Origin of the sequence: Pseudomonas sp. WC2401 (genome assembly GCF_041200115.1) — a bacterium.
Taxonomy (GTDB): Bacteria; Pseudomonadota; Gammaproteobacteria; order Pseudomonadales; family Pseudomonadaceae; genus Aquipseudomonas; species Aquipseudomonas fragi.
The window spans coordinates 3,418,957-3,438,472 of record NZ_CP165623.1; the positions used below are offsets into that span (position 1 = coordinate 3,418,957).

Consider the following 19,516-nt stretch of genomic DNA (forward strand, 5'->3'; position numbering starts at 1 on the left):
CCATCAAAATGTCTGGTTTGAGGACAGCCTCACTGGCGAACCTATGTTGAACAGATGTAGCGGTGCCCTCTGCCCCGGGACAATCGATTAGCGTATCAGCTGGTTGCTCCACTCTGCTCTACTGCACGTCAGTTTCAGGTTGAGTTTCAATATCGTTCTCACGGCCATCCAGTCAGCTACTCCAGTACATTCTGCCATCCATTCCAGATTCAGCCGGACACACTTAATGAAGGCCGTAGTTCAGGATTGATTCGCCACCATCGACCGTTTTTTTCGTCACCGCCTCCTCAGCCTCCCCTCATGATCTGCGGCAAAAACTGGCCTAATTAGCGTCAATCAAATACCCAGACTCTGCCAGCCTAACGCTGGGACTAGGAAGGTGACCTGTCTAGACGCTCACGGACAGCGCTGCACCCATAAACATTAGCGCGACCAAAATTGTTGAGGCCGCGGACACTTGGACGATCGAGCTAGATTTTCGTCGGGAGGCTACGTAGCGGAAAGCGGGCGATAGCGATCATGAGGTTGTCCAATAACCGCTTGAATGGGCATGATCCTTGCTTGGCTAGCCTACGCAAAGTGACGATAAAAAGGCTGTATTAAAATAAGCCATGCCAACTCACAGAGCCATGATCAAATCAAGGCAGCTAAAGGTTACCAGATAAAAACCGAAGCCCCGAAACGGGTGAAATGGAGCGTAGGTGGTGTCGAGCAACTCTACTGGCCGGCTCAAAAAGTCGAAAAAATCAGTTTACTGCTGTCGACATCAGCGCGCCAACTAACGGTGCTGGCCGGCTCACCATGATCCAAGACACTTTTTTTGAGAGTTTTTACGCTGCTGGATCTGCGGCTCAATGGAAGAAATCGTCTTTCGAACCAGTCGATGTCACGCGCTACGACATGATCGAAACCCCTGCAATCCTGACACCGCGCATCGTCGTACTTAAAGTCGGCGGTCTGGTGCGTGCTGCCAGCTTTTGTCTTCAACAAAAAGCTCACCTACGTTTTCCTAGATCTTGGATTGGTTGCGTTTGGATGTAGTCATCGCCACTTTGAAGGCTGAAAACGTACCCAGCAACGCGTTGACCGGGTACGCCATCACCAATAACGAACCGAGCATTATGGATGCAGTGAATCAAACTCGTACTCCATTGGCTTTTTGGCGGGTAGAACCAGAGGCTGGCCTGGGATGTACTCGACATAATACTTGGATGGCCTGTTGTTAGCGCCCTTTAAGGTCAGATCGATACCTAGCAGCATTTCCAGGGCTTCTAGGATCGCTTTGACGTCTCTGTCGAGTCTCCAGTTGTTTGATTTGACTTTGATCGGGATTCGTCGCGCGCCGCCTTCGAATAGGAGGTAGAAGTACCGGAGTCGCTCAGATCTTTGATGTTCGTCCTGATCTCTTCGAACAATTTCGACCTGAAGCTCTGAAATGGTTTCGGGGTCATAATGTATTCCTTCCTGTGTAGTTAGTTTGTGCCAAGTCAATCTTGAGCGCTTGAGCTGTCTACCACTGATGTGTTTGCCGTCAAATTCGAACGAGATCCCTTTGGGTTGGCCATCGTCGTTCAGCGTCAGTTTGATGTAGACCTTTTGCTTTCTCAGCGCCCGGACGAAGTCGAACATGTCGCCATCCTGGGCGTTCGTGGCTTCGATAGCTCCAGCGATCTTGGTGATCATCTTGTGCTTCAAAGGCAGGTCGTTGTCGCGAATCGATGCTTGGAGCTCGGCATGGGTGATCGAGACGCCCCAGGTGCCCTTCGGCTTAGGGGCTTTGCTCAGGTTGAAGCGGTCTTCGATACCCGACACTGACTCCAGGCTGATTGAGCGTTCGTTGCTGTCCCTGACCATGGAGAAGTCATCATTGAGCCGGATGCGATTTGCGACGATGTGGACGTGTTGATGATCCTTGTCCTGGTGCATTACAGCGACGTACTGGTTAGTCTCGTCAAAGCTCAGATCAGTCATGTATTTGGTGACCGCCTGACGCCATTGTGGAGTTGTCAGGGACTCTCCGGGGCGCAGGGACAGCATTGCGTGGAAGACCGGTTTGATGGCTTTCTCAGAGTCGATTGAGAAGCGGCGAAGGGTCTCAATCTGGTCGAACTCTTTGATAATCTCCGCGAGGTCTGCTTCGTTACCCTGAAGGACGCCTGGCAGTGGATCTTTGCTCATGGTGTTGAAGCTGATCGTACGGATTCCGCTGATCCCGTGGTCGTGCTTTGTGCAGCCGAAGATGTATCGAATGCGGTTCTTGAAAGAGCCTGCTGACTTCGGAAAAATCTTGCCGATCATTGAACACCCCCGAGGTTTACCTGGGCGATGTACTTCACTTTTTCAAGGAGCTCACTGCCGGGGCGGTCGGCGTTGATCAGCGATGCGAGATTCATGAGCTCCCTGGCGATCTGGACGACATCCTGGGTGACCTTGGGCTTTACATGACCGTTAGCAACGAAGTCACGGATAAAGGCACCTGCGGACTTGTAGCCTGCCTCGTTCATTTTGGAATTCAGGGTATCTAACTCAGACTTGTTAAGTCTAAAAGTTATCCGGGTTTCTTTATTTTGCTTCTCGATGTTCTTCATCTTGGCTTACCTATTATTGTTTTTATTGGCTAGCTTTTATCAACGCAACACCCGAAGGGATGTGAGTAGTCGCTTATTGCCTGCCACAGACACAACTGGCTATCTACTGATACAAGATTATTGTGCCGGTGGAGTTGTAGTAGGTGGAAGTATTTTCGAAAATATAGTGATGTATTTTCGGTTGTATGAATGTTCGCTGTGGGTGAGTGCAAAATCGCAGTATGGGAGTGCGGGTATTGGCTACCTCGCACTATATAAGAGTATTTTCGCAGTAAGTGAGTGCGGATTCACAGAGGGAGAGTGCGGACATGGTTGGATGTCGCAATATATGATTGCGGATTCGCAGTATGGCAGAGTGATTTAGCAACTGAGCGCGCGGAATAATCTAAGGCGTGACTAAGTTAGTCTAGATGGTTTTTTTAGGAGTGTGCTACCAGCTGATCCATTGCTTTTTGATCGAGCGGGGCCAAAGTTTCCAGCAATCCTCGGCAAACAACATCTTTTCCAATTTTAGACATTGTATGAATATCGCTTTCCACAAGTGTAATTGCGTTCCTGATTTCCGAGAGATAATCGGTTTTATACCCATCCGTCACATCCACGGATCGTCCCTTCCCACCATGGTTAGATAGAACCTTAGTATAATACTGACCAATACGAGCTTTTTGAGCTGTCGAGATAAAACTAGCTCGCATAATTTTCCGGGGTAGGCTTGTACCAACCTTTTTCTGAACTCTAATCAGAAAATCCCTGACACTGGATTCACTGATTTTTTCTTGCGAAACTCCGGAGAAGACGTATTCGCTTATTGAGTGCTTCATTGCATAAAGGAGTTGGCAATACGCACTGTCACTTAGTACCAAGTGAAATTCCTCTCCATTTTTCAGGGAGTCAAGTTCGTTGAGTTTTGTCCGCGCCGAAAAGATGATTGATCTAGTCGGGTGGTGTATATCCGTCTTGCGAATTTTTGCAATCTCCCCTGGCCGCACTCCGCTAAAAAGCATAAAGAGGACAGCGGCTGAAACGGTTTTAAAAGATGTTGGCACATCTCGCATCGGCTGCTGATCAGCAATAGCTAGGCACTCTGCAATAAACCCCCCAAGCTCATTAGGATTTATGCGTATCTTTGATCGCTTATTTTCGTGCCAGATTTTTAGCGTAGTCATGATGTCAACTGGATTGTATTCAACCAGCCTTTTTGAGCCGCTATCGTAAAAGGCTATGGCAAACGAAAAGATCGAGCCGAGCAGGGATAGTGTCTTGTTAGCCGTCCTCTCCCGTGGCGGGCCAAGTGTCCCATCCTTTTTTGGCAACGGTTTAGTCACCTTTGCGTGCAGGGCGGTCACATCTTTAGCGGCTATTGTGCGCAAAGGCCTGCCGGACAAATTTGGAGCAATGTGATTTTTAAAAGTCTTGCGATAGTCGTCGATGGTGCACTCAGTGAGCTTCGCTTTTGCGATCAGCATGTCCTCGAATGCGCTCTCGACAGTCACTTCCTCTTGCAAGTCTTTCGTGGTTTTTTCCTCCAGCATCGCTTCCAGGTTCGTGTACACCGACAGGGCTTCGTCGCGAATCATCGGAATTTTTGTAGTGCGTTTGTCGAAAGCACCCAGCTTAATCCTGTGGTCTCGCCCTTTGATTTTGCGCACCACAAAAAAAGTTTTACCGCCTGCTTTGGTGACCCGGATCGCCAGACCTTTGATTTCCGTGTCGTACACTAGGATGTCGGATTTGCCTTGCGGGCACGTCAGGTCGTCCAGCGTGGACTTAGTAAAATTAATTTTCAAGGCCATAACACGTCGTTTCCCTGGTTAAGTGATTGATTTTGACTTTGTTTTGGGGTTAAATCGTCGCCTGCTTTACCGCAACATCAGCCCCGATGGTGAAATTGGTAGACACACCGGACTTAAAATCCGTCGCAGAAATGTGTGCCGGTTCGACTCCGGCTCGGGGCACCATCTAGCTTCATCCCGCTCAATCAAAAAACACCCCTATTTGTCCCCAGCGTCTACCGAGACCTTGGTGTTTTTTGCTGTCTGCGATTTGGTATGCAGCACCTTAAAATTGGTAGCCGGCTTGGGAGCTATTTGGGAGCTGGCGTGGGAGCTCTGCTGGTAGCTTTCGCCATTCCAGGCCTGCCGAGCTCAGCTTTCACCCGCTCTTTAATGCAGCTAAGAATGTCCGTAAGTTACTGTTTTAACAAGTTTTTAAGCCTATAAGTACGGGCAAAAGCCGGCCTCAGCGCTCAACTGCTTTTGTATGCTGGCGACGGGTAAGATGACTTAAAATCCCCCGTTCGTAAGGACGTGCCGGTTCGATTCCGGCTTCGGGCACCAAACAAATCAAGGGCTTGCATGAGATTCTTCATGCAGGCCCTTTGTTTTTTGCACCGCAAAAATTCAGACTGCTGCGCAATTCTGGCCCCCTCCTCAGGCCATCTCCTCGACAGCAACGGCCTGGCGCTTGCCCCGCCGCCGCTCAAACCACAGGTACACCACCGGCGTGGTGTAGAGCGTGAGGATCTGCGACACCAGCAAACCGCCCACTATCGCAATCCCCAACGGCTGGCGCAGTTCTGCGCCAGCACCATGACCGAACGCCAGCGGTACGGCGCCGAGCAAGGCGGCCAGCGAGGTCATCAGGATCGGCCGCAGGCGCAGCAGACAGGCTTCGCGCACCGCATCCCGGGGCGACAGGCCCCGCTGCTGCGCCTGCAAGGTGAAGTCGACGATCATGATTGCGTTTTTCTTGACGATGCCAATCAGCAGGATGATGCCGATCATGCCCAGTACCGACAGGTCCTGCCCGCTCAGCATCAGCGCCAGCAGCGCGCCAAAACCCGCGGACGGCAAGGTCGAGATAATGGTCAGCGGGTGGATGGCGTTCTCGTACAGCACGCCCAGCACGATGTAGACCGTGAGGATGGCCGCCAGGATCAGCCAGGGTTGCGATTTGAGCGAGTCCTGGAAGGCCTGGGCGCTGCCCTGGAAGCTGCCGACCACGCTGTCGGGCATGGCCACGGCCAGTGAGGCCTGGTTGATGGCGCTCACCGCTTCGCTCAAGGCATGCCCGGGCGCCAGGTCGAACGACAAGGTAATGGCCGGGAATACCCCCTGGTGGTTGATGATGATCGGCACTTGCTCGCTCTTGACGCTGGCCAGCAGGCTCAACGGCACCAGCGCCCCGCTGTCGGCGCGGACAAATAAATGTTCCAGGGTCGCCGTGGACGTCTGCCAGGCTGGGTCGAGTTCCAGGATCACATGGTTCTGGTCCAGTTGGGTGAACAGGGTTGCGATCTGCCGCTGGCCAAAGGCGTCATAGAGCACGTCGTCGATGGCCTGCACCGTGACGCCCAGGCGCGAGGCCGTGGGGCGGTCGATCACCAGGGTCGACTGGGCAATGGCCTGTTGCTGGTCCGAGGTGACGTTTTGCAGCGGTGCCAGGGTCTTGAGCCGAGCCAGGAGCACGCCGCTCCAGTGATCCAGTTCGGCGCTGTCCGGGTCCTGCAGGGTGTACTGGTACTGGGTCTTGCTGGCCCGGCCACCGATCTGGATGTCCTGGTTGGCCTGCATGAACACCTTGACCCCGTCCAGCCGGTCCAGCGCCGGCTGCAGGCGACTGATGACCTGCCCGGCGCTGGCACTGCGCTCGCTGAACGGCTTGAGGTTGATCATTATCTTGCCCTGGCTCACGGTCGGGTTAGGCCCGATCCAGAAGTACACCCGGGCCACATCCGGGTCCTGGCCGATGATCTCGGCAGCACGGTTGACCTGTGCCTGCATGGCGGTTGGCGAGATGTCTGCAGCGGCCTCGGCAACGCCCTGGATCAGGCCGTTGTCCTGTTGCGGGAAGAAGCCCTTGGGGATGGCTGCATACAGCGCCGCGGTGACGACCAGGGTAGCCACGGCCACTGCCAGGGTGATGCGCTGGTGGTCGAGCACCCAGTCCAGGCTGCGCCGGTAGCGGTTCTGCACGCCATCGAACAGGCGTTCGCAGGCTTTGGCAAAGCGCCCCTCCTCGCTTTCGGCATGGGGTTTGAGCAGCCAGGCGCAGAGCATCGGGGTGATGGTCAGGGACACGATCCCGGACATGATGATCGCCACGCTCACCGTCACCGCGAACTCGCGCATCAGTCGCCCGACAATCCCCGACATCAGCAGGATGGGCAGGAACACGGCAATCAGCGACACGGTCATCGAGACGATGGTGAACGCCACTTCGCGCAGGCCGTCGACCGCCGCCTGCAGCCGTGACTTACCCATCTCAAGATGGCGCACGATGTTCTCCATCACCACGATCGCATCGTCCACCACAAAGCCCACGGCAATTGCCAGCCCCATGATCGACAGGTTGTCCAGGCTGTAGCCCAGCAGGTACATGACCCCGAACGTGGCCGTCAGCGACAGCGGGATGGTCAGGCTGGGGATCAGCGTGGCCGTGGCCTTGCGCAGGAACACGAAGATCACCACGACCACCAGGGCAATGGACAGCAGCAAGGTGAACTGCATGTCATTGACCGAGGCTTCGATGGTCTGGGTACGGTCGCCCACCACCTGCACCTGCACGTCCCGGGGCAACGAGGCGGTCAGCTCCGGCAGGCGGGCCTTGATCGTGGTGATGGTCGACAGCAGGTTGAAACCCGGCTGTTTATGAATGTCGACAATCACCGTGGGCTCGGCGCCCAACTGCGCCGCCTGCTGGGTGTCTTCGGCCCCGGCGATCACCCGCCCGAGGTCGCCGAGCTTGATGGGCATGCCGTTTTTATAGGCCACCACCTGCTCGCGATAGTGTTGCGGGTCGAGCAATTGATCGGTAGCCCCCAGGCTGATGGAACGGGTCGGGCCGTCGAGGGTGCCCTTGGGCTGGTCGAGGGTGCTGACGCCAATGATGCTGCGCACATCCTCCAGGGTCAGGCCACGAGCCGCCAGGGCATCGGGATCTATCTGCACCCGCACCGCCGGTTTCTGTTCACCATGAAAATCCACCATGCCGACCCCGGGGATTTGCGACAGGCGCTGGGCAATGTAGTTGTCAGCGTAGCGGTCCAGTTCAGGCAAGGTACGGGTGGGCGAGGTCACGGCCAGGGACATGACCGTGCCTTCGGCCGGGTTGACCTTGTTGAAGGTCGGCGCGCTGGTCATGGTCCGCGGCAGGTTGGGCGTGGCGGTGTTGATCGCCGTTTGCACGTCCTGGGCGGCGCCGTCGATGTCCCGCGACAGATCGAACTGCAACACCACCTGGGTTTTGCCCGCCGCGCTGGACGAGGTCATCGAGGTCACTTGCGGCACTGTGGCAAACGCACGCTCCAGGGGCGTGGCCACCGAGGACGCCATGGTTTCGGCACTGGCGCCGGACAACTTGGCGGTGACTTGTATCGTCGGGAAATCCACGCTCGGCAATGGCGCGACCGGCAGTTGAAAATAGGCAAACACTCCCAGCAGCATGACTCCCAGGGCCAACAGGCTCAGGCCCACACGGCGCTGGATCAATCCGGCAAGCCCCTTCATGGCGCCACCTGCGCCAGCTCGGCCGTGCTGTCAGTGTTGACCGGCGTGACCTTGAGCCCCGGGGCGATGCGGGACTGGCCCTGCACCACAACGGTTTCACCCGCCGCCAGGCCCTGGCGGATCCACTGTTTGCCATCGACCACCGTGGCGGCGTCGACCCGGCGTGGCTGCACCCGCTGCGCGGCATCCACCACATAGACAAAATGGCCGTCGCGGCCCAACTGCACGGCATCGCTCGGCACCACGGCCACATCATGGTGGGTCTGCACCAGCAACCGCGCACTGACCAGCTCGCCGGGCCACAGTTTGGCGGCGCTGTTGTCGAACTGCGCCTTGAGCTGCACCTGACCGCTGGCCGGGGCCACCTGGCTGTCGATAAAACTCAAGTGGCCACGGGCGATTTCCTGCTGGCCGTCACGGCTCATGGCGACCACCTGCAGCGCGCCCTTGGCATTTTCTTCAAGAATGTTCGCCAGCGCGTCCTGGGACACGGCGAACGCCACCGAGATCGGGTTCATCTGGGTAATGGTCACCAGCCCGGTGGCCTCGGCGCCGTGGGCGATGGCGCCGACATCCAGCTGCCGCTGGCCGGTACGCCCGGTGAACGGCGCCTTGACCCGGGTGAACTCCAGTTGCAGGCGCGCCGTGTCCAGCATCGCCTGATCGGCCTGCACCGTGGCGTGCTGGGCCGCCAGTTGCGCGCGATAGGTGTCCACGTCCTGGGTCGGCCCGGCCTGGGCGGCGGCCAGTTTGCTGGCGCGGTCGAGGCTGACCTTGAGGTTGGCCAACTGCGCCTGATCCTTGGCCACCAGGGCTTGCGCCTGGGCCACCTGGGCCTGATACAGGCGCGGATCGACCACCGCCAGCAGGCTGCCCGCAGTGACGGTCTGCCCCTCTTCGAAGAGCACTTGTTGCAACTCGCCGTCCACCCGCACCCGCACATTGACGCTGTTGAGCGGCTGCACATTGCCAATGGCGCTGATCCATACGGGCAGGTCCTGGCGGCTGACCCGGGCCATCTGCACCGGCACGGCGTCCTCCCCGGTCTTGAGCGGCGCGGCCTGGGCCTGCCGCAGCCAGTAGGCGCCGGCAAAAGCCACGGCGAGGCCCAGCACCGCCAGCCCCCAGAAAGTGACGCGAGGATGTGATTTCAAGGCATTCATGGCTGTGCCACCTGAGCTGGAGAATGGGAAGCGAGGGTCTGGGGCGCGAAGTCGCCGCCCAGGGCGCGGAACAGCCCGACAGCGGCCTGCAAGTGCTGCAGGCGCACCTGCAACAGGGTGTCTTCGGCCTGGTACTGGGTGCGTTCGACGATCAGCAGGGTCTGGAAGTCGGTCGAGCCGAGCCGGTAGCGAACCTGCGCCAGGCGTGCCGCCTCCCGTGCCGAATCGACCGCAGCCCGGTTCAGGTCGTAGCTTTTGTCCAGTTCGCGGGCGGCGCTGAGCTGGGTTTGCACATCCTGTAGGGCTTCGATAATGGATTCGCGGTAGCTCGCGGTCAGTTCCTGCACATGGGCCTGATCGAAATGCAATTGCCCCTTGAGCTGACCACCGGCAAACAGCGGCTGACCAAGGGTGCCGATGGCGCTCCAGATCTGTCCGCCACCCAGGGTGTCGAGGCCGCCGAGCAAGTCCAGCGACAGGTTGGGCAGGAACGCCGCGCGGGCGACGCCGACATCGAAGTTGGCCGATTGCAGCCGCGCTTCGGCGGCCTGGATATCCGGGCGCTGGCGCAGCAGGCCGATTGGCAGCCCGGCAGCAGGCTGCGGCACTTGCAGGTTGTCCAGCCCGCCCGCTTGCAGATGAAAGCCCGCAGGCTGCTCACCCACCAGCACGGCCAGTTGATACAGGGCCAGATCCCGTTGCTGGCGCAGGGGCGGCATCGCGGCCTCGAAGGTTTGCATGGCGTTGCGTTGCTGGGCGACTTCCAGGTTCGACACCGCGCCCTGGCTGGCCTGCACTTGTACCAGCGCCAGTACCCGCCGCGCATCGTCGGCAATGGCCTGGGCCAGGCGCAAACGCTCTTCGAGGGACAGCACCTGGAAGTAACTGTCGGCAATGCTGGCACCCAGGCTCATGCGCAGGGTCTGGGCATCGAACAGCGTGGCACTGGCCAGGGCATCGGCAGAGTCGGCCGCAGCCCGATGCTTGCCCCAAAAGTCGATCTCATACGTGGCCTGGGCAAACACGCTGCGTTTTGCCGTGGTGCCGTAGTTGTTCTGGCGCTGGAAACTGCCGCCCAGGTTCAGCGCCGGATACTGCCCCGCACCCGCCACCTGCGCCGAGGCGCGGGCCTCATCGATGCGGCTGGCGGCAGCCTTGAGGGTGTAGTTGCCGGCCAAGCCGCGGGCGATCAACTGGTCCAGTTCAGCACTGTGGAACTCACCCCACCATTGCCCGCCACGGGCTGCGGCGTCAGCGTTCGCGCCCTCCCACTGCGGGGCCAGGGGCAGTTGCGGCGAGTGGTAGGCGGGCACCATCGAGCAGCCGGCGAGCAGCAAACCGCCGAGCACGGCCAGGGAAAAAGGGAAAACACGCACGCGGCGCCATCTGCGCGCCGCCAGGGTTGGAACCGACATGGGCAAGCCATCTCCCGCTTGAGCCTGTGTGGAACACTCCACGAATGCGGCCAAGATAGCGGGGGGCGCCTGCCAGAGCGTTCGTCGGCAGGTAAACTTTTATTTAGCCGGGCGCCGCCGGTGCCTCGAAGCTGTAGCCGGCACCGGGCACGGTCCTGATCAACGAATAATCGAAGCCTTCATCGAGTTTGCGGCGCAGACGATGGATATGCTTGTCGATCACATTGTCGTTGGGGTCGAAGGCGTAATCCCAGGCACTGTCGAGCAACATGTCGCGGGTCACCACCTGGCCGCTGTGGCGCATGAGTTTTTCCAGCAACAGCGCCTCGCGATGCTGCAACGCAATCACCCTGCCCTGGCGCACGGCGGTGCGGGTGGCGCAATCCAGTTGCAGTTCGCCCACTTGCAGCTGGCGTGTCGGGCCGCTGCCTTGCTCACGGGTGCGCAACAGGGCGTCAAGGCGCGCCAGCACTTCGGCAAAGGCATAGGGTTTGGCCAGGTAATCGTCGCAGCCGGCCCGCAGGCCTTCGACCTTGTCGGTGGTGGACGCCTGGGCGCTGAGCATCAGTACCGGCACCCGCAGCTGCTGGGCGCGAAGGGCCTTGACCAGGGCGATGCCATCGAGGCCGGGCAAGCGGCGATCGACCACCAGCACGTCATGAATGCCCTCCAGGGCCATGCCCAGCCCCGTATTGCCGTCGCTGGCGATATCCACCACATGACCGCTTTCGCTCAGCCCGCGCAGCAGGTAGGCCGCCGTGCGAGCGTCATCTTCAACCACGAGAATGCGCAAGGTAGTGTCTCCGCCCGTCAAAACTAAACTTTTATTTAGCCGACGACGACGTGGCGCCGCCGCAGGCTCTGCCACACTATGCCATCTCTGCCTGATGATGCGAGCGGTGCAACTGCCATGACCCATGTACTGGTCGTCGAAGACGACGTGCCGACCTGCCGTGAAATCGAAGCGGCCCTGTGTGACCACGGCTTCACCGTGAGTTGCGCGCACACCGGCCGCGACGGCCTGCTCAAGGCCCTGAGCGAGCCTTTCGACCTGATCGTGCTAGACCGCATGCTGCCCGGCGGCCTCGACGGGCTTGGCCTGCTCACCGCCTTGCGCGCCGCGGGCGTGAGCACCCCGGTGCTGATCCTCAGTGCCCTCAGCGCCCTCGATGAACGGGTGCGTGGCCTGCGCGCCGGCGGTGATGATTACCTGACCAAGCCCTTCGAATTTATCGAACTGACGGCACGCCTGGACGCCCTTAACCGCCGGCGCGCCGAGCCGGCTGCCGAGGCACGGCAAACCCGCCTGCGCGTAGCCAGCCTGGAAATCGACCTGCTGAGCCGCACCGTGCGCCGGGGTGACCGGATGATCGAACTGGTGCCCCGGGAATACGCCCTGCTCGAATACCTGATGCGCAACGCCGGGCAAGTCGTCACCCGCACCATGCTGTTCGAAGCCGTGTGGAATTACCGCTTCGATGAACGCACCAACGTCATTGAAGTGCATATGGGCCGCTTGCGGCGCAAGGTCGACGGCGAAGGTGAAGCGCCGATGATCCATACCATTCGCGGAGCCGGCTATGTCCTTCGTTCGCCTGAGTGAAATCCCGCGCACCATCAGTTTTCGCACCGGCCTGGTGTTTCTCGGCCTGTTTGGCTGCTCGTTCCTGGCCCTGTTCGGCTATGTGTACTGGCAGACGGCGGTGTACCTGAAAACCGAGGCCGACACCCTGCTCTATCGTCAGGTCGAAAACCGCAGCGCGCAGGACCCGCAGCTGCAACTCAGGGAAATCCGCAACCACGCCGCGCAGGACGCCGACGGGCGCATGCCCCACAGTCTGTTCGACCAGCAGGGCCAGTTCCTCGCCGGGGCCATCGAGCAACTGCCACCGTTTACGGCCTACGACAAACCCCAGGAATTCCGCTGGAAAAAAGCCAACGGGCACCATCGCCCCGTGCGCTTTATCGTCCATCGCCTGGCCGACGGCAAGACCCTGCTGGTGGCCCAGGATATCCACGACATCCGCGAATTCGACGAACTGCTGATTCGCGCACTGGTGTCCGGTGGTGTGCTGTTGCTGGTGGTGGGCCTGTTCGGCGCCGTGGTGCTGGGGTATTCGGCGCACCGGCGGCTGGACAAGGTCAGCCGCTCGATCAAGGGCATTATCGAAGGCGACCTCACCGGGCGCCTGCCGGTACGGGGCAACAACGACGACATCGACCGCCTGGCCACCGTGGTCAACGGCATGCTCGATGAACTGGAGCGCTTGATGAGCGAGGTCAAGGGCGTGTGCGACGACATCGCCCACGACCTGCGCACCCCGCTGACCCGCCTGATCGCCGGCCTTGAGCGCACCCAGCGCCGTGGCCTGGATGAAGCGCAATACGCCGCCAGCATCGACGCGGCGTTGAACGAAGCCAAATCCCTGCTGCTGACCTTCAAGGCCCTGCTGCGCATCTCCGAAATCGAAGACAGCGCACGGCGCAGCCACTTCGCCCCGCTGGACCTGAACCTGATCAGTGCCGACGCCGTGGAGCTGTATGAACCCCTGGCACAGGAGCGCGACATCAACCTGACCCTGGAGCCCGCCCGGTTCCCGGCGGTGATGCCCGGCGATGCGCAGCTGCTGTTCGATGCCATCTGCAACCTGCTGGACAACGCCATCAAGTTCTGCCCGGACCACAGCGCAGTGCGGTTGACCGTGATCAGTGAACCGAACCGGGTCGGGCTGTGCGTGACGGACAACGGCCCGGGTATCGCCCAGGCCGAGCAGGAAGCGGTGCTGCGCAGGCTCTACCGTGCAGAAGCCAGCCGCCATACCCCGGGCAATGGCCTGGGGCTGAGCATGGTTTCGGCGGTTGCGCGCCTGCATGACATGAAACTGAGCATCAGCGACGCGGCGCCGGGCTGCCGTATCGAATTGACCACCCGGCGCACGGCCTGAGCTCAATTGGAGCGGGCGGTTTCGCTGCTGGACGCGGCCTGAGTGCTGGCCGTGGCGGTCTTTGTTGCCGACGGCTGCGCGCTGGCCTGGGCGGACGCCGTGGCTGCGTCCATCCGCGCCATGACCCGATCGGCACCGCCTTCGGCCATCGCAGCCACAGAGGCGGTCATCAGGGTTACAAGCAACAGGCTTTTGAGGGTATTCATGGGGCAAACTCCAGTGATAAATGGCGCCAACCCACAATTGGCTGGCTTGAACCTATCCTGAGGCCCCGGGCCTTACGGCCTGTTCTGCGCAACATGAATTTTTTGACAGGTACAGGTGGGAGCGGGCTTGCTCGCGATGGCAGCACCTCGGTCATCCTGCTGGAACGAGGTGCCTGCATCGCGGGCAAGCCCGGCTCCCACAAGGAAAACATGTCACTCGCAAACCCTGCATCCAGACAGCACCTGCGTTCGGTCGGCTGCGCCACTACAACGTCCGAACGGACGATGAGGCAACCCCCGCCCAGGTCGAGCATCAGCCTGGCCGGAACACTGCTGGCACACCGATAATCGAGGGGGCAAGATGGACATCGAACACCTGCTGCTTGAGCACCAGCTCAATGAAGTGCTGGCTCGCTATGCACGGGCCTGTGACCAGCGCGACTGGGCCGCGCTGGATGAGGTTTTTGTGCAGGAGGCAACCGCCGACTATGGCGGCTCCCTTCACCTGCAAGGACGCGGGCCGATTGTGGCGATGATCCGCGCCCATCTCGGCGGTTGCGGCCCCTCCCAACACTTGCTCGGCAACCTGCTGGTCGAAGCCCGCGACGGGGCCGTGGCGAGTCACGTTTATGTACGCGCAGCCCATCGCGGCACCGGCAACCTGCACAGCATGACTTATGAATGCCTGGCCGAATACCAGGACCGCTGGGTGTCAACGCCCAACGGCTGGCGCATCGCCCATCGGCGCATGGATATCAGCCACGAGCTGGGATCACGCGACGTCCTGCGTCCGTCGCTGGCCTGACAGATCAGTGGGCAAAGTCCCGTTGCGACTGGGTCTGGGCAGCCGTCTGCAGGGTGCGCAGCCCCAGCCATACGATCAGCACCATCACCACCCCTGCGGCGATGGGCACGGCAAAACCTGCCCGGGCGCCATAGGCATCGATCACCAGCCCGGCCACCACCCCGCCCAACGCCACGCCGATGCTGATGCCGGTGGACATCCAGGTCAGGCCCTCGGTGACCCGCTCCGGCGGCAGTATCAAGGTGCCCAGGTTCATCACAATCACCATCGTCGGCGCAAAAGACACCCCGGAGATAAACAGCATCAACGCCAGGAAATACACCCCCGGTGAAAAAATCGGCAATACCGCGGTGATCGCCGTGACCAGAATACCGATGAAAAATTGTTGAGCCATAGGCATGGCAACCCTGAAGGCGCCAAAGGCCAGGCCGGCGATCAATGAGCCCAGGGCATAGGCGGCAAGGATAAAACTGGCGGATGCCGGCCAGCCATGGGCGTTGGCAAAAGCGACCACGGCCACATCGACGGCGCCGCCAATCACGCCCATGCCCAGCAGGGCCAGCACAATGGTGCGCAGGCCCGGCAAGCGCCAGGTCGAACCTGCATCAGTGTTATCGACCTTGATCACCTGCGGCTCGGTCTGGCGCTGCAGCACAAACGCCGTGACGCCAACTGCCAGTAGCACCGCCACCGCCAGCGGCCCGGCTTCGGCAAACAGCCCGGTACTCAGGCCAATCGCCAGGGGCGGACCGAGGATAAAGGCCATTTCCGTCAGCACGGTGTCCAGGGAAAAGGCCGTATGCAGCAGCGGCTTGCCGCGAAACAGTTGCGTCCAGCGCGCCCGGGTCATGGCCGGCATGCTGGGCATGGTGCCTGCCAGGGCCGCCAGCACAAACAACAACGGCGCATCGGCACGCAGATGTGAAGCGGCGATCAACCCCAGCAGCATCACGATGCTGAACGCAGTAAACACCGGCAACACCCGGCGCTGGCCCAGGCGATCGACCCGCTTGGAAATCTGCGGTCCCGCCACGGCATTGGCCAGGGTAAAGGTGCCGGCCACTGCCCCGGCCAGCCAGTAAAGCCCGGTTTGCTGGACCAGCATGGTGATGATGCCGATACCAATCATTGCCTGCGGCAAGCGAGCGATGGAACTGGCGATCACCAGCCCCATGACGCCGGGTATGGCCACAAGGTCGCGGTAAGGATTGGCCATGAACACTTCCGTTTCAAGAGGCTTCAGATAAGCAATCAAGCATCGTATCCTGCATGCATTAAGTCAAAGCCTGCGGCCTTGACACCCCCTGCCCATTTGCGGAGCCCCAATGCCTGATCACATTGCAGCCGTCCCACTGGACAAAGCCTACCGACTGCTCAACCACGGCCCCACCGTTCTGGTCTCGGCCCGCCACGGCGGCGAACAGAATGTCATGGCAGCGGCGTGGGCCTGTGCGCTGGACTTTGCCCCGCCCAAACTGACCGTGGTGCTGGATAAAAGCGTGAAAACCCGCGAGCTGGTGGAAAGCAGCGGCACCTTTGTCATCCAGGTACCTACGGTAGCCCAAATCCACCTGACCAGCCGGGTCGGCAGCGTCAGCCTGTTCGATGACCCGGGCAAGCTTGGGCATTGTGGAGTTCAATTGTTCGAGCGGGAGGGCCATGACCTGCCCTTTGTTGAAGGGTGCTCAGCCTGGCTGGCGTGCAAGCTGATCCCCGAGCCGCACAACCAGACTGCCTACGACCTGTTTATCGGTGAAGTGGTCGCAGCCTGGGCTGATACACGTGTGTTCAGCGAGGGCCACTGGCATTTTGAAACTGCCGACCCCGCCTTGCGCAGCCTGCATTACATCGCCGGTGGGCATTACTACGCCATCGGCGAAGCGCTGGATGTGGATGAGCACAATATTTAGCTGCGGGTGATAGCACGGTGAGAACTGGCATCTGGCAGGCATACCGTAGCGCTACCATCGCGGGCAAGCCCGCTCCCACAAGGGATTCTGGCAAGGCACAGATTCTGTTGGCGATGAATAACCTGTGGGAGCTGGCTTGCCTGCGATGCGGACGGCGCGGTCTGGCAGTTACACCGCAGCGCTGCCATCGCGAGCAAGCCCGCTCCCACACACCGGTCATCAAAGCCTGGCCATTTCCTGCAACAGGCGATCATCCTCGCCAATCGCGCCAATCACCTGCAGCCCTACCGGCAGGCCCCTCACCTGCCCGGCAGGCAGGCTGATCGCCGGCAGGCCGGTAAGGTTCCAGGCACTGGTGTGGCTGAGCACCGCGGCACGCACGTCGGTCTCCTGCTCGCCCACCCGCACTTCCCGCGCATCAACCGCCGTGGCAGTAATCGGCACGCTGGGCGATACCAGATAGTCATAGCGCTCGAACAACCGCGCCATCTCGGTCTTGAACAACGCCTGGGCAGCCTGGGCGCGGATGTATTGCCAGCCCCTGACTTCCTGCGACAACACCAGCCGCTCGCGCACTTCCGGGTCGAACAATTGCGGTGCCTCGTGCATACGCTCGGCATGCACGTCATAGGCCTCAGCGCGCTGCAAGGTCAGCAGGGTGTCTTTCATGGCCGCCGCCAGCGGTGCCAGTTCGACAACCTCTTGCAACCCGTCACCGAACCACTGCCGCGCCACCTGCCGCACTTGCCGATCCACTTCGGCGTCAACCGGGCCGAAGGTGCCCGTGCTGATCCAGCCCACCCGCAGCGGTCGAACACGGTGTGCAGCCGCCACCGCGCGCCCGGCGATCACGACATACAGCAAGCGCGCATCCGCGACGTTGTGGGCGATGGGCCCCACATGGTCAAGGCTCGACGACAGCGGGAACACCCCTTCCAGCGGCACGCCGCCAAACGACGGCTTGAAACCGACCACGCCGCACAAGGCAGCCGGAATCCGGATCGAGCCGCCGGTGTCGGTGCCCAGCGCCAGCGGCACCATGCCGCTGGCGACCGCTGCGGCACTGCCGGCGCTGGAGCCACCGGTGATGCAGCGCTCATCCCAAGGGTTGCGTGCCGCTCCGTGCAACGAACGGTCGCCAGTGGGGCCATAGGCGAATTCGTGGGTCAGGGTCTTGCCCACGATCACCGCCCCCGCCTCGCGCAGACGCTGCACGCACAGCGCATCCCGGCCCGGCCGGTGCCCTTGAAAATGCGCCGAGCCATAGGTGGTGATGTAATCAATGGTATCGATATTGTCCTTCACCGCCACGGGTATGCCTTGCAGCGGCCCCAGGTCCTGCCCCTGGGCAAACAGCGCATCGGCCTTGCGCGCCTGGGCCAGGGCGACGGGGGCATCGACCTCGACAAAAGCGTTAAGCGTCGGGTTCAGCCGCGCGATGGTGTCCAGGGCGGCTTGGGTCAGCTCGACGCTTGTCAGGCCGCCCGCGCGCAGGCGTTCGGCCAGCGCCGTGACCGATTGGCCACAAAAATATCCAGCGTGAACAGGCTTCACCAGGCTCATGCAAACAACTCCATCAAACAACGGCGGGAATAGGGGAACTGGCTGCCTGACGACCGCCCGGGCGCACCATCAGCATGGCGCTCATGCCCAGGGCCGTGGCCACTGCAGCGGCCACGAACATCGACGAATAGCCGTATCGCACGGTCAGGTAACCGGTGAGCATGGGCGCGATAAACGAAGCGGTGTTGGCAATAAAGTGGGTCATGCCGCTGTAGGCGCCTACGCGGTTGGATGGCGCGGTGTCGATCACCACGGCCCAGTAGACCGAGTTGGGCAGCGCGTTCAAGGCATTGGCCAGGGTCATCAGGGCAATCACGCCCCATACGGTCTGGGCTTGTGACACCAGAATGAAACACAGCGTGGTCAGCAACAGGCAGGTCGCGGCCAGCCAGCTGCGTGCCACTTTCAGGTTGCCGGTGCGGCGCAGCAGCCAGTCGGAAATCTTGCCGCCCAGCAGCACGGTGAAGCAGGCGCCGGTCCACGGGATCATGCCCATGTACCACAGCGAAGAGAGGTTGTAGTGGAACTCGTCCTGGAGGTACTTGGGCGTCCAGGTCAGCAGCAGGAAGGTCACGTAGACAAACGCGAAGTAACCGACGGCGTTGAGCAGCAAGTCCTTGTTCTTGAAGAAGTGCCACACCGGCGCCACGGTGGTGGTCGGGGTTGAAGCATTGACGGCTTCGGCACGCTCCTTGCGCAGGAACTCCAGCTCGGCTTTGGACACCCGCGGGTTTTCATCGGGGGTGTTGGTAAAGCGGGTCATGAAGAAAATCAGCAGCGCCAGGCTGACCACACCCAGTACGACAAACATGCTGCGCCAGTCGCCCGTCAGGGTTTGCAGGCCGACAGCCACCGGCGCGGTGAGCAATGCCCCCAGCGGGGTGCTGAGCAAGCCCACCGACACGACAAAACCGCGCTCCTTCGGGGTCGCCCAGTTAGCCACGCTCTTGTTGATCACCGAGTACGCCGGGCCTTCGGCAAAACCGAACATGACGCGAATCGTGGCAAAGCCGGCCATGGCCGAGCCACCGAGAAACGCCAAGCCAAAATCACCGGCAAATGCGGTGGCAATTTCAAAGATCGACCAGGTGCCCCCGGCAATCAGCCACACACGTTTGGCACCGAAACGGTCGGCCAGAATGCCACCCACCAGCGCGCCGAGGATATAACCGTAACCGAAGTAACCCAGGACATTGCCCCAGTCGGCCTTGTCGAAACCGTACTCGGGAAGGATGCTCGCCGAGGCATAGGCAATCGCGCCACGGTCGATGTAGTTGAGCAGCGCCATCAGCATGATCAGGAAGAAAATCTGGTAGCGAAAAGACGGGATCACTGGGGTGTTCATAGGAATCTGACTCTTGAAGTGATGGCAGAAGTCAAAAAGTCGGCCGTAATCGGCGTATTTTTATTGGTT

16 protein-coding genes and 1 tRNA gene are annotated in these 19,516 nt (G+C 60.4%); 5 read left to right on the forward strand and 12 right to left on the reverse strand.

Translation table 11 applies throughout. From position 1 onward, the window contains the following. Positions 1 to 729: 729 nt before the first annotated feature. The 4 genes from AB3G35_RS15630 to AB3G35_RS15645 all read right to left on the reverse strand — a co-directional run bounded on the left by AB3G35_RS15630 (position 730) and on the right by AB3G35_RS15645 (position 4,381). Complete coding sequence (locus tag AB3G35_RS15630; protein ID WP_324707871.1) at positions 730 to 999, reverse strand: hypothetical protein; 270 nt, start codon at positions 997 to 999, stop codon at positions 730 to 732. Between the two features lie 120 nt (positions 1,000 to 1,119). Continuing rightward, the gene (locus AB3G35_RS15635) at positions 1,120 to 2,298 is read right to left on the reverse strand and encodes a relaxase/mobilization nuclease domain-containing protein (RefSeq protein WP_169916584.1); all 1,179 of its coding nucleotides are present in this window, start codon (positions 2,296 to 2,298) and stop codon (positions 1,120 to 1,122) included. Then, complete coding sequence (locus AB3G35_RS15640) at positions 2,295 to 2,588, reverse strand: hypothetical protein (RefSeq protein WP_169916583.1); 294 nt, start codon at positions 2,586 to 2,588, stop codon at positions 2,295 to 2,297. The genes AB3G35_RS15635 and AB3G35_RS15640 overlap by 4 nt, the downstream gene beginning before the upstream one ends. A gap of 419 nt (positions 2,589 to 3,007) precedes the next feature. Beyond that, positions 3,008 to 4,381, reverse strand: a complete 1,374-nt coding sequence (locus AB3G35_RS15645; RefSeq protein ID WP_169916582.1) for an integrase family protein — start codon at positions 4,379 to 4,381, stop codon at positions 3,008 to 3,010. 80 nt (positions 4,382 to 4,461) lie between these two features. Here AB3G35_RS15645 and AB3G35_RS15650 point away from each other — a divergent pair. Continuing rightward, positions 4,462 to 4,546: transfer RNA gene (locus AB3G35_RS15650), tRNA-Leu, on the forward strand. Between the two features lie 471 nt (positions 4,547 to 5,017). On the opposite strand, the gene AB3G35_RS15655 is transcribed toward AB3G35_RS15650, so the two are convergent. From AB3G35_RS15655 to AB3G35_RS15670, 4 genes are all read right to left on the reverse strand, one after another. Then, complete coding sequence (locus tag AB3G35_RS15655) at positions 5,018 to 8,095, reverse strand: efflux RND transporter permease subunit (RefSeq protein ID WP_134048570.1); 3,078 nt, start codon at positions 8,093 to 8,095, stop codon at positions 5,018 to 5,020. Next, positions 8,092 to 9,258, reverse strand: a complete 1,167-nt coding sequence (locus AB3G35_RS15660) for an efflux RND transporter periplasmic adaptor subunit (protein ID WP_134048572.1) — start codon at positions 9,256 to 9,258, stop codon at positions 8,092 to 8,094. The genes AB3G35_RS15655 and AB3G35_RS15660 overlap by 4 nt, the downstream gene beginning before the upstream one ends. Then, positions 9,255 to 10,673, reverse strand: a complete 1,419-nt coding sequence (locus tag AB3G35_RS15665) for an efflux transporter outer membrane subunit (protein ID WP_340079178.1) — start codon at positions 10,671 to 10,673, stop codon at positions 9,255 to 9,257. The genes AB3G35_RS15660 and AB3G35_RS15665 overlap by 4 nt, the downstream gene beginning before the upstream one ends. Before the next feature lie 103 nt (positions 10,674 to 10,776). Beyond that, a complete protein-coding gene (locus AB3G35_RS15670; protein ID WP_016781040.1) occupies positions 10,777 to 11,466 on the reverse strand; it encodes a response regulator transcription factor in 690 nt (229 codons plus the stop codon). Between the two features lie 117 nt (positions 11,467 to 11,583). Here AB3G35_RS15670 and AB3G35_RS15675 point away from each other — a divergent pair, with 117 nt between their 5' ends. Both AB3G35_RS15675 and AB3G35_RS15680 read left to right on the forward strand, forming a co-directional pair. Continuing rightward, a complete protein-coding gene (locus AB3G35_RS15675) occupies positions 11,584 to 12,276 on the forward strand; it encodes a response regulator transcription factor (RefSeq protein WP_106116009.1) in 693 nt (230 codons plus the stop codon). Continuing rightward, positions 12,254 to 13,618 carry a HAMP domain-containing sensor histidine kinase gene (locus tag AB3G35_RS15680; protein ID WP_016781042.1) on the forward strand — a complete coding sequence of 455 codons (1,365 nt, stop codon included), beginning with the start codon at positions 12,254 to 12,256 and terminating at the stop codon, positions 13,616 to 13,618. Before AB3G35_RS15675 ends, AB3G35_RS15680 begins: the two co-directional genes overlap by 23 nt. 2 nt (positions 13,619 to 13,620) lie before the next feature. Here the strand turns inward: AB3G35_RS15680 and AB3G35_RS15685 are convergent, their stop codons facing one another. Then, entirely contained in the window at positions 13,621 to 13,824 is a 204-nt protein-coding gene (locus AB3G35_RS15685) for a co-regulatory protein PtrA N-terminal domain-containing protein (protein WP_016781043.1), read from the reverse strand. Positions 13,825 to 14,185: 361 nt separating this feature from the next. On the opposite strand from AB3G35_RS15685, the gene AB3G35_RS15690 reads away from it, so the two are divergent. Further along, positions 14,186 to 14,629, forward strand: coding sequence for a nuclear transport factor 2 family protein (locus AB3G35_RS15690; RefSeq protein ID WP_369781727.1), 444 nt, complete (start codon positions 14,186 to 14,188; stop codon positions 14,627 to 14,629). Positions 14,630 to 14,633: 4 nt separating this feature from the next. Here AB3G35_RS15690 and AB3G35_RS15695 read toward each other — a convergent pair whose 3' ends face one another. Continuing rightward, entirely contained in the window at positions 14,634 to 15,845 is a 1,212-nt protein-coding gene (locus AB3G35_RS15695) for an MFS transporter (protein WP_369781728.1), read from the reverse strand. A 109-nt stretch (positions 15,846 to 15,954) separates the two neighbouring features. On the opposite strand from AB3G35_RS15695, the gene AB3G35_RS15700 reads away from it, so the two are divergent. After that, positions 15,955 to 16,539, forward strand: coding sequence for a flavin reductase family protein (locus AB3G35_RS15700; protein WP_134048580.1), 585 nt, complete (start codon positions 15,955 to 15,957; stop codon positions 16,537 to 16,539). A 219-nt stretch (positions 16,540 to 16,758) separates the two neighbouring features. Here AB3G35_RS15700 and AB3G35_RS15705 read toward each other — a convergent pair whose 3' ends face one another. Together AB3G35_RS15705 and AB3G35_RS15710 are read right to left on the reverse strand one after the other, a co-directional pair. Beyond that, positions 16,759 to 18,102: an amidase gene (locus AB3G35_RS15705; RefSeq protein WP_369781729.1), complete on the reverse strand. Its 1,344-nt coding sequence runs from the start codon at positions 18,100 to 18,102 to the stop codon at positions 16,759 to 16,761. A 13-nt stretch (positions 18,103 to 18,115) separates the two neighbouring features. Then, a complete protein-coding gene (locus tag AB3G35_RS15710; protein WP_134048584.1) occupies positions 18,116 to 19,447 on the reverse strand; it encodes an MFS transporter in 1,332 nt (443 codons plus the stop codon). Positions 19,448 to 19,516 lie beyond the last annotated feature (69 nt).

Coding starts and splice junctions, on each gene's coding strand:
- AB3G35_RS15635 (WP_169916584.1), bottom strand. CDS start 2,298: ATGATCGGCAAGATTTTTCCGAAGTCAGCAGGCTCTTTCAAGAACCGC.
- AB3G35_RS15640 (WP_169916583.1), bottom strand. CDS start 2,588: ATGAAGAACATCGAGAAGCAAAATAAAGAAACCCGGATAACTTTTAGA.
- AB3G35_RS15645 (WP_169916582.1), bottom strand. CDS start 4,381: ATGGCCTTGAAAATTAATTTTACTAAGTCCACGCTGGACGACCTGACG.
- AB3G35_RS15655 (WP_134048570.1), bottom strand. CDS start 8,095: ATGAAGGGGCTTGCCGGATTGATCCAGCGCCGTGTGGGCCTGAGCCTG.
- AB3G35_RS15660 (WP_134048572.1), bottom strand. CDS start 9,258: ATGAATGCCTTGAAATCACATCCTCGCGTCACTTTCTGGGGGCTGGCG.
- AB3G35_RS15665 (WP_340079178.1), bottom strand. CDS start 10,673: ATGTCGGTTCCAACCCTGGCGGCGCGCAGATGGCGCCGCGTGCGTGTT.
- AB3G35_RS15675 (WP_106116009.1), top strand. CDS start 11,584: ATGACCCATGTACTGGTCGTCGAAGACGACGTGCCGACCTGCCGTGAA.
- AB3G35_RS15680 (WP_016781042.1), top strand. CDS start 12,254: ATGTCCTTCGTTCGCCTGAGTGAAATCCCGCGCACCATCAGTTTTCGC.
- AB3G35_RS15685 (WP_016781043.1), bottom strand. CDS start 13,824: ATGAATACCCTCAAAAGCCTGTTGCTTGTAACCCTGATGACCGCCTCT.
- AB3G35_RS15690 (WP_369781727.1), top strand. CDS start 14,186: ATGGACATCGAACACCTGCTGCTTGAGCACCAGCTCAATGAAGTGCTG.
- AB3G35_RS15695 (WP_369781728.1), bottom strand. CDS start 15,845: ATGGCCAATCCTTACCGCGACCTTGTGGCCATACCCGGCGTCATGGGG.
- AB3G35_RS15700 (WP_134048580.1), top strand. CDS start 15,955: ATGCCTGATCACATTGCAGCCGTCCCACTGGACAAAGCCTACCGACTG.
- AB3G35_RS15705 (WP_369781729.1), bottom strand. CDS start 18,102: ATGAGCCTGGTGAAGCCTGTTCACGCTGGATATTTTTGTGGCCAATCG.
- AB3G35_RS15710 (WP_134048584.1), bottom strand. CDS start 19,447: ATGAACACCCCAGTGATCCCGTCTTTTCGCTACCAGATTTTCTTCCTG.